Genomic DNA, 13,866 nt, shown 5'->3' with positions numbered 1-13,866 from the left:
CGCTATTTCTCCGGCTCGAGGACGTAGCTTTCCACGGACGGGTCCACCTTGATCCGCTTGTAGCCGGGCACGGCGATAATCATCTCCGGCGCCTTTTCACGCCAGACCGCGTCCACGTGGAAAACCGGCCCGCCGTCCCCGTGATCCACCCGCACGGCAACTCTGCCGTGGGGCGTCAGCGTGGGGCCGAAGGCGATGGGCTCGCCCGACTTCATCCAAGACGGCTGGATGCCCGCACCCAGGACGAGCTTCTCCCACTCCTCGCGCACGAAGAGGTTTCGAATGAGCATGATCCACTCGGCCGCTGCCCAGCCGTGCTGGCCGTCGCCCATGCAGCCGCCTCCGGAGAAGGGATGGATGGCCTCTGGCCAATGCCCGGTGGGTGAAGCGAGCCGGGCCATGTCCTGGACGATGTCGTCCACTCTCCTGTCCCCTGCCCGCAGGAAACTCTGGCCGATGGCGAAGGTGAGGTAGGCGTTCATGCCGGAGTGGACCATGTCCTGGAAAAAGCCGCCCTTGTGGAAGCACTTGGCGTGCAGATACTCCAGGGTGACGTTCATGGCCTCGTGCTCAGTGTCCGTGAGCTGCAAGGGGTAGTCGGCCACCATGGAGCCGATGGCTCCCGCGTCCATGCGCCGGTAGGGGGACGCCGGGATGCCCCCCCTGCGCCGGAATCCCGGACTCTGCTTCACGGAATTCCAGATCGTCTCCTCGAACTCGTCCGCCAGGTCCCGCCAGGAGCGGATCTCGTCCTCTCCGGCGTGGCCTTCCAAGAGCCGCGCGGCGCAGCGCAGTCCCGCCACGCCCCAGAAATCGTCCCAGTAGTAGTAGTCATTGGGCCCCAGATGCTCCGCGCTGAATCCCGCGGGAAGCAACCCGTTCTCCGGGTTGCCCGGACGATTGGTTATGCGCTTGCTGCGGAACCACTCGGCACCTTTTCGCACCGCCTTCCGCGTCTTTTCGTCCAGACCTCGCCCGGTGAGGCGTTGGAATCGGTCGTAAATCCACAGCACTTGGCCGTTGGAGTCCCACTCCCCTTCCTGGGAACGGAAGTAGCCGTCCCGGCGCTGCTGCTCGGGGAACATGGAGAGGATGCGCTCGGCGCGCCCGCCGAGCCCCAGGGCCAGCACCGCGTTGAGCATCAAGGCGGCGTCGCGGAACCAGAACCGGCGGTAGTTGTACGGACCGGGCACGATCTCGTGCGCCGAAAGCATGACGAGCGTTCGCACCGCGCTGTCGTAGACGTATTTGACGCGCTCGTCCGGAATGTCCAGCCCGGCGGTTTCTTCGAGAATCCCCGACCAGGTCTCTCCCCTGGGCCTGGCCTCGGGGTAGTGCTCCTTGAGGTCGCTTTCCAGAGATATCTTCAGTCGCATTTCGCGGGGCTTGCCAGCCTTCAGGCGGAACAGCGCCGCCGCGCTGACCATGCCCACCCGGCAGGTTCCGGAGGTTCCCTCCGCCTTGTGGTCGACCTTGTGCAGCACGTCTCCCTCGTCGAAGGAGGAAACCAGCATCTTATCCGGCACCTTGCCGAAATGAATCTCCTCCTCGCCGTCCACCAGCCAGGAGTCGCGTCCGGCCCCGCACTCCACCTTCTCAATGAAGCGCACCCCTTCCGGGTTGTAGGGGCGCAAGGTTACCGCCAGCCAGCCGTCCACTTCGCTTTCGCCCAGCAAATCCACCAGGAGCCGGGGCTTCCCCCCGTCCATGACCTGTCGAGCCGTGGAGGACACCCGCATGCCGCTGTCAACGCAATCGGTGCGGACGGAGGCGTCTTCCATGCCCAGCGTCTGCTCCACCTCGTCCAGCTTGGAGGGTAGGAGTCTGCGGCCGTCGTCGCCCAGAACCCAGAAATCCAGCGACCAGCCGTCATACAGCGGCGTGACCAACCCGCGCGGGTCCACGATGGGGTACAACGGCACGTCCGGCAGCCCCACGGCGCTCCAGTCGCGCTGGGTGAGGTTGATGTGGGTGAAGGAGTAGGCGCGCGGGATGAAGGACGGGTCCTCCGGGTTGAACTGTCGCTCCACCCAGTAGGGCCAGACCCAGTCGAGGTTGAACTGTATTGCCCTCGTGTTGACCAATCCGCGTGCCTGGAAAATGATTCCCGCCCGCAGGAGCTCAATGGGTTCCTTCACCTCCGAGGGCTGGGAGAAACTGCGGACCTTGGCCATCACCGAAGCGGGGTCGATTATGCCGTGGTGCTTGGCGGCCTTCCTGATGATGAAATTCCACGGAATCCATCGGAGCAGCATGTATCCTCGCTTAAGGGGCCCGGTCGCCCGGGCCCCGGTTTGGCTAGCCGTACTGCTTGGCTTCCTCGGCGTTGAGGAGCTTCATGTTCTCGCCGCAGCAGACAAGATCGCCTCCCCCGCCTTGCTTGACCTCGACAACGTTGCCACAAGCCTCGCACTTGTAGACTTCACCCTTGCTCGTAGCCATTGCAGCCTCCTTGGTTTGTTCGTGGGGATCAGCCCAGTTTGGAGGCGGCGGTCAGGGCCGCCTCGTAGTCCGGTTCGTCGGTCATCTCGCCCACCAGTTCCACGTGGGAGATGGTGCGGTCGGGTCCGATGACGAAAATCGAGCGGGCCAGCAGGCGCAACTCCTTGACCAGCACGCCGTAGGCCGTTCCGAATGACGCCTCCTTGTGGTCGGAGAGCGTGGTGATGCGGTCCGCCCCGGCTTCGTCGGCCCAGCGGGCCTGGGCGAAGGGCAAGTCCATACTCACGATGAGGATGCGCGTCTCCGCGGGCAGCCCCGCCGCCTTGTCGTTGAACGTCCTGGCCTCGCGGGAGCAAACCGAGGTGTCCAGCGAGGGCACGGCCGCCACGATGAGCACCTGCTCCTTGAAGTCGGACAGGCTCTTGGCCTCCAGCGAATTGCTCAACACGGTAAACTCGGGGGCCTTGTCCCCCGGCTTGGGCATGTCGCCCAGCAAGGTCAGAGGATCGCCCTGGAATGTCACTGCGCCGCTGCGTTCGTTCATGTCGCTCTCCTTGATAGGGAATGAGAGATACTTGCTTCAGTTTGTCTCACCACAACGTCGGAAGGTCAACCGCGTCCGTGTCCTTCTCATGCTCCTAACCGCTTTCCACGGACACGCCACAGGGGAAAGCGCGGGGAAGAAACGGGTGGGCGGCGTTCCTCACTGGTAAGTCCCCCTTTTCCCCCCTGGCCCCCCATCCAATTATGCCTTCAATTGGACAAATCGGAAAAGGACACTTTTCTTTCCTACCAAAAACCCCTTTTCAAGAGGCAAACATGATCGACAAGAAAGGCTTCATCAACGCCCCGCAGGACGCCATGCCCAAAGTGCTGGCCGACGCGGACGACGCGGAGCGCGCCATGGACGCCGTGTTCATGGCCATTGACCGGGGACTGAAAAACGGCGACACAGTAGAATTGCATGGCATAGGCGAATTCCGCGTGGAGCCGGGCCCGCAGGGCAAGGACGTGGTCTTGGCTGCCGACCGCAGGCTCATGGATTCCATCAACGAATAACGGGGCGGTCCGGGGGTTTTGGCTCCCGGCCCCTCCGGCAAGAGAATACAAGGAGAGAGAATGCCCCCCACCGATCCCGAAACGCCGAGAGGCACGGTCCCCACCGGTCCCTTGGAAGGCATGACCGACGCGGAGCTTCCCAAGGCGGTGCTGGACAAGATCATCGCCGACGGACGCGTCGAGGTGCGTGATCTGCGGATCGAGGCCCGGGACGGTAAGCTCCTGCTGGAGGGATCGTTGCCGTCCAACCGCGGCCTGGCGGTTCTTCGGCAGCTTCTGGAGGACACGCTCGACCTGGAAATCGTGGACAACGCCATCCGCATCGACCCGACCGCCTGGCAGCGCAGGGAGAACGCCCCCGGCCTTGAAGTGGAGGAGACCGACGAAGAGCAGGAGTTGCTGTACGGCGAAAAGACGGACGAGGAAACCTTCGACGGCGTCGAGGACGGCACCACGGTGGCACCGTCCGATGAATTCATCCCCGAGGGCGAAGACTGGGAGGACATCTCCTAGCCATGTATATCGCCATATTCCTGGCCCTCATGGCCGTGGCGGGATTTCTGGTGGCCACGGGCAAGGCCCGCGGGTCCGGCGGGAGGCTCGCCACCGGAGTGATTCTCGGCCTCGGAACCCTGTTCCTGTTCTGGTTCATGGGGTTCTGGGGCGAATTTCTCTGGTTCGAGTCGCTGGGCTATGAAGCCAGGTTCTGGGACGTATTCCTCGCCCAATGGCTTTCCGCCCTGGGGGGCGGAGCCGCCGCCCTGCTCATCAGCCTGGGACTGACCTCCGGGCTGGGGCCCCTGGCCGGGCCAAGGGGGGTCACCGCCGGAGCCTGTGGCCTGGCCGGACTGTTCTGGGGAGCGGCTTCCTGGGAAACCATCCTTCTCTTTCTCAATCGCGCTGAAACGCCGGAGATGGACCCCATTCTGGGCATGCCTGTCTCCTTCTACCTTTTCAGCCTGCCCCTGCTGGACGCACTTGTCCGCCTGCTCTTCACCACCGCCCTCTTCAGCCTGGCGGGCAGCGCCTTCTTCTCTTTCCGCGACGCGCGCGAGCGAGCCATGGAAGACGCCATCATCGCCCCGGCCGCCTCCCCTTTGCCCCTGGCCCGCTGCGCCGGGGCCTTCCTTCTGGTGCTGGGCGCCGGACGGCTGCTGGAACGCTACCACCTGCTGCATTCCAGCCTCGGCACGGTGAACGGGGCCGGCTGGACCGATGTGAACATCCGGATGCCCTCCCTGCTGCTCCTCGGCCTGGCCGCCATGGCTATCGGGGCTGTTTTGCTCATCGGTCCGGCGAGGCAAAAAATGCTGCGGCTGACCGACCGCCTCCCGCTCCCCCTGCCCTCCCTGCTCAAGGGGCTGGCCGCCACCGGTGCGGTGATGGCCGTCCTGTGGATCGGCCTGGGCGACGTGCTACCGGGCGCGTTCCAATGGTTGCGGGTGGAGCCCAACGAAATCACCTTCGAGGAACCCTACATCGAGCACAACATCGCCTTCACCAGGAAGGCCTTCGGGCTGGACCGGGTGGAGGAGCGCGAGTTCCCCGCCAAGGAAGGATTCACCCAAGCCACGGTGGATAATAACCGCGACCTGTTCGCGAACATCAGGCTGTGGGATTGGCGGGCCCTGGACTCGGTCTACAAGCAGTTCCAGGAAATCCGCCTCTACTACGAATTCGTGGATGTGGACATCGACCGTTACCACTTCGGCGGCGATTACCGTCAGGTCATGGTTTCAGCCAGGGAAATGGAAGTGGACAACCTGCCCGAGGGCAGCCAGACATTCGTCAACCGCCGCTTCAAGTACACCCACGGCTACGGCCTGACCATGACCGGGGTCAGCGAGTTCACCCCCCAGGGCCTGCCCGACCTGCTCATCAAGGACATTCCGCCGGTGAGCACCCACCCGGAGCTGGAGGTGAAAAGACCCCAGATTTATTACGGCGAGTTGACCGACGAACACGTCATCGCCAATTCCAGCGAGCAGGAGTTCGACTACCCCAAGGGCGAGGAGAACGCCTACATCGACTACCCGGGCACAGGCGGCGTGGAGCTGTCCAACCTGTGGCGCAAGTTCCTTTTCGGCTGGAAGTTCGACGGTACCAAGCTCTTTCTCTCGGGCTACCCGACCAAGGAGAGCCGCATCCTCTTCCGCCGCACTGTCCGGGAACGTGTCCAGACGCTGGCCCCATTCCTCCACCTGGACGACGACCCCTACACGGTGCTTTCCGAAGGCCGCATGTACTGGATTCTCGATGCCTACACCACCTCGGACGACTACCCGTACAGCGAGCCCTTCGCCTTCGGCGGGCAACCCACAGCGGTGCGCGACCCCAGGCAGGGGCCGTTCTTCCGCCGGGCGGAAGGCGGCGGGCCTGGGCCGGAGCGGGTCAACTACGTCCGCAACTCGGTCAAGGTGGTGGTGGACGCATTCAACGGCTCGGTGGATTTGTATGTCTTTACCCCGGACGACCCCCTCATCCGAGCCTGGGACAACGCCTTTCCCGGCCTGTTCAAGCCGCGCTCGGAGATGCCGGACAACCTGGAGAAGCACGTCCGCTACCCGCAGGACATGCTGCTGCTGCAGGGCATGGTCTACGCCAAGTACCACATGACCAACCCGGCGGTGTTCTACAACCAGGAGGACCTGTGGGTGCGGGCCACGGAAAAGTACTACGGCCAAGTGCAGCCGGTGCAGCCCTACTACATCATGTGGCGTCCTCCCGGCGAGGAGGAGCTGGAGTTCGTGCTTATCCAGCCGTTCACTCCCAAAAACCGCCAGGTTCTAATCGGCTGGATCGCGGGCATGTGCGACGGCGAGAACTACGGCCGTTTCCTGGCCTACAAGTTCCCCAAGGAAAAGCGCGTGCTCGGGCCGCAGCAGGTGGAGACAAAGATCGACCAGGACCGTTGGCTCTCCAGCCAGCTCTCCTTGTGGGACCAGCGCGGTTCACGGGTTATTCGGGGCAACGTGCTGGCCATCCCTGTGGACCAGACGCTGCTCTACGTGGAGCCCATTTATCTGCAGGCCGAGACCGCGGCCTATCCCGAGCTGCGCCTTGTGGCCGTCATGCACGGCGACGATCTAAGCTACGCCGACAGCTTCGAGGAGGCCCTGCGCGGCCTGTTCGGTGATGGTCCCCCCCCAGCTGCCACGGATCGAACCGCCCTCCCCGGACTTTCCGCTCCATCCGCGGCGGAGGACGATACCGTACGGGAGCTTGTGGGCCGAGCGTCCGAGGCCTTTCAGCGATACCTCGACTCCTTTGGCAGGCGCGACTACCAGGGCGCGGCCAATGCATTGGACCGACTGGAGTCGGCCATCCAGTCCCTCGATTCGCGTTTCGCATCCGCCAACGCGACATCGGAGCGGCAGCCATGAGCCAGGCGGCGGATGTCTCCGCCTCCCGCGTGGCTGTAATCGGCACTGGAGATGTGGGGGCGACCTACGCCTATGTGCTGACCATCAAGGGGCTCGTCCACGAGATGGGGCTGATAAACCGCTCGAGGGAGCGGGCCGAGGGCGAGGCCAGGGACATCAACGACGGACTCTCCCTGGCCCAGCCGGCCAAGGTGGAGGCGGGGGGCTACGAGCTCTGCCGCGGCGCGCAACTGGTGGTCATCACGGCCGGAGCCTCGCAGAAACCCGGCGAAACCAGGCTGGACCTCACCCGGCGCAATGCCGAGATAATGCGCGAGGTGGTTGCCCGGGTCATGGAGCAAAATCACGATCCCATCCTGCTCATTGTCTCCAACCCTGTGGACGTATTGACCTATGTCGCCCTCAAGGAGTCAGGCCTGCCGCCAGGGCAAGTCATCGGCTCGGGGACGGTTCTGGACAGTTCCCGCTTCCGCTACCTGCTCTCCAACCATTGCCGCCTGGACCCCCGAAGCGTCCACGCCCACATCATCGGAGAGCACGGGGATTCGGAGTTCGCGGTCTGGAGCCGGGTGAACATAGCCGGCACGCCGCTGCACGAGTTCTGCCCAACCTGCCGGAAGTCCTGCCTGCTGGACATCCGCGACACCATCGAGGAGAAGGTGCGGCGGGCGGCTTACGAGATCATCAAGCGCAAGGGCTCCACCTATTACGCCGTGGCCCTGGCCATGGCCCGCATCACCGAGGCCGTCTTCAACAACCAGCACAGCGTGCTGACCGTATCCAGCCTCGTCTCAGGATACTACGGCCTGGAGAACGTCTGCCTCTCCCTGCCCAGCGTGGTCGGCGCGCAGGGCGTGGAGAGCCAGATTCTGGCGACCTTGGCTGACGACGAGGCGGAGAAGCTCAAACATTCGGCCGCCATAATCCGCGAGCAGATTGAGAGCGCCGGCTACGCCTGAGCCACCGACAGAAAAGAAAAACGGCCCCCTTCCACGGTGAAGAAGGGGGCCGGAGAAGGGAAGCGTCCGCCAGGGGGAGAACAGGACGCTTCCGTCGGGGGAATGAGCGGTTCAGGGAAATCCTTCAGAATCTGGAAAGCGCTTTGTTCAGGGCCTGGCCGAGCTGCTTGGCCGCCTTCTCCGCCCCCGTGCGCAATTCCTCGGCCGCATCGCTGCCCGACTCCTTGTATCTGCGGATTCGCTGCTCCAGGTCGTCCCGCTTGGCCTCAAGGTCCCGAATCCGCGATCTCCACTCGATTCGCGTCTCGGCTTCGGCGGCGTCAGCTTTGCTCCGAAGTTCGGATAGCTTCGCCCGCCACTGGCGCAGCCTGTCCTCGAGGTTCTTTATGCGGGGGTCGTCTTCCTGCATGCCATCTCCGTCGCGGTTTCAGGAAAAGGAGCGCCCCCGGGTTCAGGGGGATGGGATCGGCACGCGGGGGGCGCTCCAGGTTCTCCTTGGATTCACGAAATCCCGATCTTCCTCGAATTCTCCCAAAGGCCGTGGATGTTGCAATAGGCCGTGGCGAGAATGGTTCCCGGCTTGCCGGTCTTCATTGAGCAGGTGCCGGTGTGGTGGGTGTACACCGTCCCCTCGTTTGGGCCTTCCACCGACTGGCCGTGGGCGCTGAACTCGAACCGGGCAACCTGCTGCACGAATTTTTCCCCTTCTGGCATGAAATACACCTCGATCCAGGAGATGTGGTGCTCGGTGGTGTTGGGATGGGCCACTTCCTTGCCCAGAGAAACCGTAATCTGGAAAAAGTCGTCCCTGGCCACGCTGTCCGGACATTCAATCACCGGGACGTGCTTTTCGCTCTTCCAGTCCGCGGTCTTGTACAATTCTCCGATTTTCATGATTCTTCCCGCTGTTCCGTTTTACCGCGCACGCCCGCCGGCGTGGCTGGTTCACGAAGGGAGAGTGAGGGCTTTGCGCCATTTCACCGATTTTCCCGCTGGACTTGGGACACACCGCAATCGCGCACGCACGGGTCTCTCGCAGGTATTACCGCCCAGGCAACCTTCCGCCGTACGCATGTTGCCTGTTTAGAAAACCTTTTTGCCCTCCCCAAGGTGACAAAGTGGTGAGCTTTCGGGGCGAGCCTTTCACCGGGGTGGCGGGCTCCCGCGCGGCGCGGCATTATGGCCGGAATAAAAGAAAGGGCTTGCCCCGGACTTCAGTTATGATAAACAGGTGGGCACCATCATGACGAAAGAGACGATCGCGCTTCCGACCAATGATCCCGGCGCTTGCCTGGACCTTCTGGAAGACCTGGGACTGCCCGCCATCCTCAGCGACGCGCGGGGCAAGCTGCTGCGCGTCACCCCCAGAGCCAAGTCCTTCTACCCCAAGACCCGGGGGAAAGACGTCCACGTTCCGGACCTGCTCAACCTCAACGCCCAGGACCGCCCCGAGAGGTTCATCCAGGCGCGATCCGCCAAGGACGGCACCGCCATGGCCGTTCGCTGCATCCCCTTGGATGTCGGAGAGGAAACCGGGCATCTCTGGTTGCTGCAACGGGAGGACGACTTCGACCCGCTGCTCTCCCCCCTGCGGACCAAACTGGAAAGGAAGCAGTTCGCGCTGAACGAGGCGGAAAAGCTTTTCGACACCCTGTTTCACCTGACACGCAATCCGCTTTTGCTCATCAGCGAGGAAGGAAAGGTCGTTTCCGCCAACCAACCCGCCTGCGAACTGTTCCAGACCGCCCTCTCCGACCTGCTGGGCTCGGGATTGGACGAATTGCTCAGCATCCGTTCGGCCCACGGCCTGAACCAGATCCTGCGGCGGCTCGGGGACGAGGAGACCTGGATCGGGGAGCAGGAGGCCGTCGACACCGCCGGAGGGAGCTTCCCGGTTGAAACCACCGTCTGCCGCGCCAATCTGGCTGAGAAATCGCTTTTCTACCTCATCTTCCGCGATCTCAGCCGGGAGCGGCTGCTCAGCGAGGATTTGGAAGAGGAAAAACGGCGCAGCGACGATCTCAGCTCCACCCTGCGCAACCTCTCCCGCTCCTTCGAGGACGAGAAGTCGGAACTGCAGAAGGAATTTCTGCACTCGGCCGAGGTGACACTCTCACCGATTCTGGAAAAAATGGCGGACACGGATGACCGCGATGTTCGCCTGGAGCTCAAGGAAAGCGCCATGTCCATGGTGCGCGACTTGGCCAAGGATCCGTCCTCATCGGGCCTGGACGATGCCCTGCTCAAGCTGACCCCGACGGAAATCGAGGTCTGCCAATACATCCTTACCAAAAAGAGCACCAAGGAAATCGCGGACCTGCTGAACTCCTCCCTGGAGACCATTCAGACGCACCGCAAGAACATCCGCAAGAAGCTGGACCTCAAGGGCAAGTCCACTACCCTGTATTCCTTCCTTCGCAGCAAACGCAACGCAATCTTCGGCTAGTTGCTGACGCCGGTCTCCCGGCGCAGTGCATCCAGCCCCTCCGAAACGGCCTCCTCCAGCCTGGCAACCGCGCGGTCCGCCTCGTCTCGATCACTCTCCTTGATGATCCGCTCAGCCTCCAGGGCCCGCGAGCGCAGCCTGGGCAAGCCCAGGGTGCCGGCTTGGCTGCCTATGCCGTGCGCCAGCCGGGCGGCTTCCTCGATTCCGCCCTTTTCCCTGGCCTCGCTTAACGCATGGCGCATACGTACGGTCTCGTTGGCGAACTCGCCCACCAGCCGCCGAAGCAAATCCTCCTTGCCCCTGTACGTTTCGCGCAGGAAGGCATGGTCGATCAAACGGGCGTCCCGATCCGGGTCTTCACCCTCCGGCGCGCGGGCGTAAAGGCGCAGGGACTCCCACAGGTCGTCGATATTCACCGGCTTCGGCAGGTACTCGTCCATGCCTTCACTGAGGAAGCGTTCCCTGTCCCCCTTCATTGCGTAAGCACTCAGGCCGATGATGGGTATGTCGCTGTACCAGGCGCGCCGCTCCCGGCGAATTCGGCGGGTGGCCTCCAGACCGTCCATGCCGGGCATCTGCACGTCCATGAGCACCACGTCGAACGTCTCTCCGGAATCCAGGACATCCAGCGCGTCCTGACCGTTTTCGGCCAGCTTCACCCTGTACCCCTCGTCCTCCAGGAGGGTCAGCAGGAACCGCTGGTTGACCCTGTTGTCCTCCACCACCAGGACGCGCGGTCCCGGCTGACTCAACCGCCACGCATTCGATTGCGCGGCGAGTTCGGGCTGCTCCCCCCCGGCTTCCGGTTTCTCCCCCCGGAGCAAGGGGAGATTAAAATAGAAGCTGCTTCCTTTTCCCTCGCGGCTTGAAACGGAAACATCACCCCCCATGAGGTCGACCAGGCGGCCGACAAGGGTAAGGCCGACCCCGGCGCCGCCCAGCCTGTCCGGGGAACTCTTCTGCTTGAGGCTCTGATAGAGATTGGCCACCCGGTCCTTGGCTATGCCCGGTCCGGTGTCGGAAACGCTGAAGAGCAATTCGACCTCGCCTCCCTTCTCCGAAACGAGCTCCACCTCCACGGAAACCGATCCGCTCACGGTGTATTTGAGTGCATTGCCAACCAGGTTGCGCAAAATCTGCCCCAGTCGGTGCGGGTCTCCGCGCACCCACTCTGGAACGCCCTTCCCGAGGCTCGTGCGCAGCGCCAGCCCCTTCTCTCTGGCTAGATAGGTATAGATGGAAAGGGCTTCCTCCAAGGTTCCCTCGAGATCGAAGTCGATACGCCGCAATTCCACGCAGCCTTTGTCCAGCCGCGAGATATCGCGCAGGTCGTTGACCAGCCCCATCATGGCGTTGCCCGAGAGCCGAATAAGCTCCAGAGCTTCCCGCTGCTCGGGTGTGGGCTCCCGGCGGCTCATCACCTCTGCGGTGCCCAGAATGCCCGTAACCGGCGAACGCAACTCATGGCTGAGGTTGACCAGGAAGTCGGTTTTGGCGCGGGAAGCTGCCTCCGCCTGCTCCTTGGCCCGCCGCAGACTCTGCTCAAGGTGCTTGCGGTGGTCCATGTCCAGGCAGACGCCGACCCAGCCCCCCATGGATTCGTCCTCGTCGTAAACCGGAGCCCCCCTGGAGAATACCGAGCGGTAATTACCCTCCTTGTCCCGTATGCGGTACTCCTGGGACCAGAAAGCCCGCTTGCGGCGCGATGCCTTCCAGTTGGCCGTGACCTGTTCCTTGTCGTCCGGATGCAGCCGGGCGGCCCAGAGATCGTAGGAAAAATCCGCCTGTTCCACGCCCAGCATTTCCAGAAAGGGGGCTCCGAAGCGCAGGTCTCTGCCGCCGGAGTCCGCGCTCCACAGGCCCCAGGGAATCAGCCGGTTGACCGCGTCCTGTTCACGCCTGGCCTCCTGGGCCTCGCGGGCCGCGTGCTCCAGTTCCGCCAAGCGTTCCCGGAGTTCCTCGTTTTCACGGCGCAGGCTCTCGGCGTCCTCGGGCGCGTGGTGTTCCCGCGGCGGTTTGGTCATGGTTTTTCTCCCATAGGCCCCCTCATAGCGTGTTCACAAATCCGCCGCAACGAGGGAGAGACAAAAAAGCGGCCCGCGCCTGAGGCGCGGGCCGTTTTGGCCTTCGGTTCGAAAGGTGCGGCTCAGCCGCCCTGCTTGCCGAAGATGACCGCCGGTTTGGTGGTGTCTCCGGTGGCGCCGGGGAAGTGCTCCCACTTGATGGACTTCTGCCCGGTCTTGATCATGGTGTTGGCCCGCTCCATGAAGTCGGCGAAGCGGTGTTTGCACTCATAGAAGCCATGCCACCAGGCGTAGTCCGGAGCCATCATGGCCACGCCCATGCGCGCCCTGCGGCCCTCGTGGTGCCACAATTCGTAGAATTCCCACTCCAGAGGCTCGTCAAAGAACTTGCTGTCGTCCATGAGCCCCTTCTCATAGAGCTCATCCAGCTTGGCCTTGGCGGGCTTGAAGTAGTTTTCGTTGTAGTTCTCCACCGCGTTATCCAGGCTTGTGTAGTGATCGTTGGTCCAGGCGTCACCATGGCACTGGTTGCAGATGGACTTCATCTTGTCCCGTTCCTCCTCCCAGTTGGTGTCGGCCGGGAAGGCGCCGAACTCGGAGGGGCGGACGGTCAGCGGAGCCTGGGTCTCCCAGGAGAGCCGCTCGGTCACGTCGTGCGTGGTGGACACGGTGCCCACACCGGACATGTGGCAGGACGCGCAGGTGGGCGCACGGTAATCCTCGCCTGGAGTCCAGGTGCCGGGAGCGGCGTCGAAGTTATACTCGTCCTGGTAGGCGTGGTAGAGCGTGCCGTGCTTGGATTCCTCGTAGATCTCGATCTGCGGATGGTCGGGGCCAAGGTGGCACTGGTCGCAAGCCTCGGGGCGGCGCGCCTCGGCCACGTCGAAGCGGTGACGGGTGTGGCAGGAGGAGCAGCTGCCCTTGGAGCCATCGGGGTTGATGCGCCCCACACCCACGTTGGGCCAGGTGTCGGGGTCGATCTTGCCCTCGTCGTCAACCGTGACAACGGTGCCGTGGCAGGCGAAGCAGCCAGTCTGACGCTCGTTGGCATTGTTCATGCCGTCGTTGAGCCAGAAGTCGATCTTCCAGATGATCTCAAGCGTGTTGGCGTGCTTGGACTTGGCGTACTGCTTAGTCTCGTCGGGATGGCAGCGGGAACAGTCCTTGGGCGAGACAATGGCCGCAATGGGCACCTCGTACTTGGCCTCGCCGTAAGGCAGGTCGTCCCGGTCGTAGTACTTTTCATGGTCCTTGGCGATGTCCGGGTCGTTGGGCTTGGCCAAGTGGCAGTCCAGGCAGGTGATGCCGGAATCAGCATGGTCGCTGGCAGCCCAGTCGCTGAAGATTCCGGGCGTGGTCTGCTTGTGGCATTCGATGCAGGCCACGGCCTGCTCGGGCATGGCCCGCTCCAACCTGAATTCGCGTACCTTGGGGAAATTGGGCGGTAGCTCCTGTTCCTCCTGGGCCAGTCCCGGCGAACAGAACGCCACGGCGACCAGTCCAATGGCGGCGCAGACCACGCCGATCACAAACCCTTTGCCTCGCATGTCCTC

12 protein-coding genes are annotated in these 13,866 nt (G+C 63.3%); 5 read left to right on the top strand and 7 right to left on the bottom strand.

Annotation, left to right across the window (positions count from 1 at the left end; all coding sequences use genetic code 11):
- Positions 1-2: 2 nt before the first annotated feature.
- Genes N911_RS0116140 through tpx form a run of 3 tightly spaced genes read right to left on the bottom strand, consistent with a single transcriptional unit; the run spans position 3 to position 2,986 of the window.
- The gene (locus N911_RS0116140; RefSeq protein ID WP_035105640.1) at positions 3-2,255 is read right to left on the bottom strand and encodes a hypothetical protein; all 2,253 of its coding nucleotides are present in this window, start codon (positions 2,253-2,255) and stop codon (positions 3-5) included.
- Between the two features lie 43 nt (positions 2,256-2,298).
- Entirely contained in the window at positions 2,299-2,442 is a 144-nt protein-coding gene (locus N911_RS18160) for a desulfoferrodoxin FeS4 iron-binding domain-containing protein (protein ID WP_029898966.1), read from the bottom strand.
- A gap of 28 nt (positions 2,443-2,470) precedes the next feature.
- Positions 2,471-2,986 (bottom strand): thiol peroxidase, encoded by a 516-nt coding sequence (tpx, locus tag N911_RS0116130; RefSeq protein WP_029898965.1) that lies wholly within the window; start codon positions 2,984-2,986, stop codon positions 2,471-2,473.
- A gap of 275 nt (positions 2,987-3,261) precedes the next feature.
- On the opposite strand from tpx, the gene N911_RS17165 reads away from it, so the two are divergent.
- The 4 genes from N911_RS17165 to N911_RS0116110 are packed head-to-tail and all read left to right on the top strand — an operon-like array spanning position 3,262 to position 7,843.
- Entirely contained in the window at positions 3,262-3,501 is a 240-nt protein-coding gene (locus tag N911_RS17165) for an HU family DNA-binding protein (protein WP_035105638.1), read from the top strand.
- Between the two features lie 60 nt (positions 3,502-3,561).
- Positions 3,562-4,014: a hypothetical protein gene (locus tag N911_RS0116120; RefSeq protein WP_029898963.1), complete on the top strand. Its 453-nt coding sequence runs from the start codon at positions 3,562-3,564 to the stop codon at positions 4,012-4,014.
- Between the two features lie 2 nt (positions 4,015-4,016).
- Entirely contained in the window at positions 4,017-6,884 is a 2,868-nt protein-coding gene (locus tag N911_RS0116115; protein ID WP_051694520.1) for a UPF0182 family membrane protein, read from the top strand.
- Entirely contained in the window at positions 6,881-7,843 is a 963-nt protein-coding gene (locus N911_RS0116110; protein WP_029898959.1) for an L-lactate dehydrogenase, read from the top strand. Before N911_RS0116115 ends, N911_RS0116110 begins: the two co-directional genes overlap by 4 nt.
- Before the next feature lie 124 nt (positions 7,844-7,967).
- On the opposite strand, the gene N911_RS0116105 is transcribed toward N911_RS0116110, so the two are convergent.
- Positions 7,968-8,252: a sll1863 family stress response protein gene (locus tag N911_RS0116105; protein ID WP_029898958.1), complete on the bottom strand. Its 285-nt coding sequence runs from the start codon at positions 8,250-8,252 to the stop codon at positions 7,968-7,970.
- 92 nt (positions 8,253-8,344) lie between these two features.
- Positions 8,345-8,737: a class II SORL domain-containing protein gene (locus tag N911_RS0116100; RefSeq protein ID WP_029898956.1), complete on the bottom strand. Its 393-nt coding sequence runs from the start codon at positions 8,735-8,737 to the stop codon at positions 8,345-8,347.
- A gap of 349 nt (positions 8,738-9,086) precedes the next feature.
- Between N911_RS0116100 and N911_RS17800 the strand changes: the two genes are divergently transcribed.
- Positions 9,087-10,289, top strand: a complete 1,203-nt coding sequence (locus N911_RS17800; RefSeq protein WP_138774447.1) for a LuxR C-terminal-related transcriptional regulator — start codon at positions 9,087-9,089, stop codon at positions 10,287-10,289.
- On the opposite strand, the gene N911_RS0116090 is transcribed toward N911_RS17800, so the two are convergent.
- Both N911_RS0116090 and N911_RS0116085 read right to left on the bottom strand, forming a co-directional pair.
- Positions 10,286-12,313: a response regulator gene (locus N911_RS0116090; RefSeq protein ID WP_051694517.1), complete on the bottom strand. Its 2,028-nt coding sequence runs from the start codon at positions 12,311-12,313 to the stop codon at positions 10,286-10,288. The two genes, N911_RS17800 and N911_RS0116090, sit on opposite strands and share 4 nt — an antisense overlap.
- Positions 12,314-12,435: 122 nt before the next feature.
- Complete coding sequence (locus N911_RS0116085) at positions 12,436-13,860, bottom strand: multiheme c-type cytochrome (protein ID WP_029898950.1); 1,425 nt, start codon at positions 13,858-13,860, stop codon at positions 12,436-12,438.
- Positions 13,861-13,866 lie beyond the last annotated feature (6 nt).

It is taken from the genome of Desulfohalovibrio reitneri (genome assembly GCF_000711295.1).
In the GTDB taxonomy this organism is placed as follows: Bacteria; Desulfobacterota; Desulfovibrionia; order Desulfovibrionales; family Desulfovibrionaceae; genus Desulfohalovibrio; species Desulfohalovibrio reitneri.
Note: the sequence above shows the minus strand (reverse complement) of the source record. Positions and strands in the feature narration are given on the sequence as shown.

Bases quoted from the DNA above. Each gene is read 5' to 3' on its own strand.
- N911_RS0116140 (WP_035105640.1), bottom strand. From the start codon at position 2,255: ATGCTGCTCCGATGGATTCCGTGGAATTTCATCATCAGGAAGGCCGCC.
- N911_RS18160 (WP_029898966.1), bottom strand. From the start codon at position 2,442: ATGGCTACGAGCAAGGGTGAAGTCTACAAGTGCGAGGCTTGTGGCAAC.
- tpx (WP_029898965.1), bottom strand. From the start codon at position 2,986: ATGAACGAACGCAGCGGCGCAGTGACATTCCAGGGCGATCCTCTGACC.
- N911_RS17165 (WP_035105638.1), top strand. From the start codon at position 3,262: ATGATCGACAAGAAAGGCTTCATCAACGCCCCGCAGGACGCCATGCCC.
- N911_RS0116120 (WP_029898963.1), top strand. From the start codon at position 3,562: ATGCCCCCCACCGATCCCGAAACGCCGAGAGGCACGGTCCCCACCGGT.
- N911_RS0116115 (WP_051694520.1), top strand. From the start codon at position 4,017: ATGTATATCGCCATATTCCTGGCCCTCATGGCCGTGGCGGGATTTCTG.
- N911_RS0116110 (WP_029898959.1), top strand. From the start codon at position 6,881: ATGAGCCAGGCGGCGGATGTCTCCGCCTCCCGCGTGGCTGTAATCGGC.
- N911_RS0116105 (WP_029898958.1), bottom strand. From the start codon at position 8,252: ATGCAGGAAGACGACCCCCGCATAAAGAACCTCGAGGACAGGCTGCGC.
- N911_RS0116100 (WP_029898956.1), bottom strand. From the start codon at position 8,737: ATGAAAATCGGAGAATTGTACAAGACCGCGGACTGGAAGAGCGAAAAG.
- N911_RS17800 (WP_138774447.1), top strand. From the start codon at position 9,087: ATGACGAAAGAGACGATCGCGCTTCCGACCAATGATCCCGGCGCTTGC.
- N911_RS0116090 (WP_051694517.1), bottom strand. From the start codon at position 12,313: ATGACCAAACCGCCGCGGGAACACCACGCGCCCGAGGACGCCGAGAGC.
- N911_RS0116085 (WP_029898950.1), bottom strand. From the start codon at position 13,860: ATGCGAGGCAAAGGGTTTGTGATCGGCGTGGTCTGCGCCGCCATTGGA.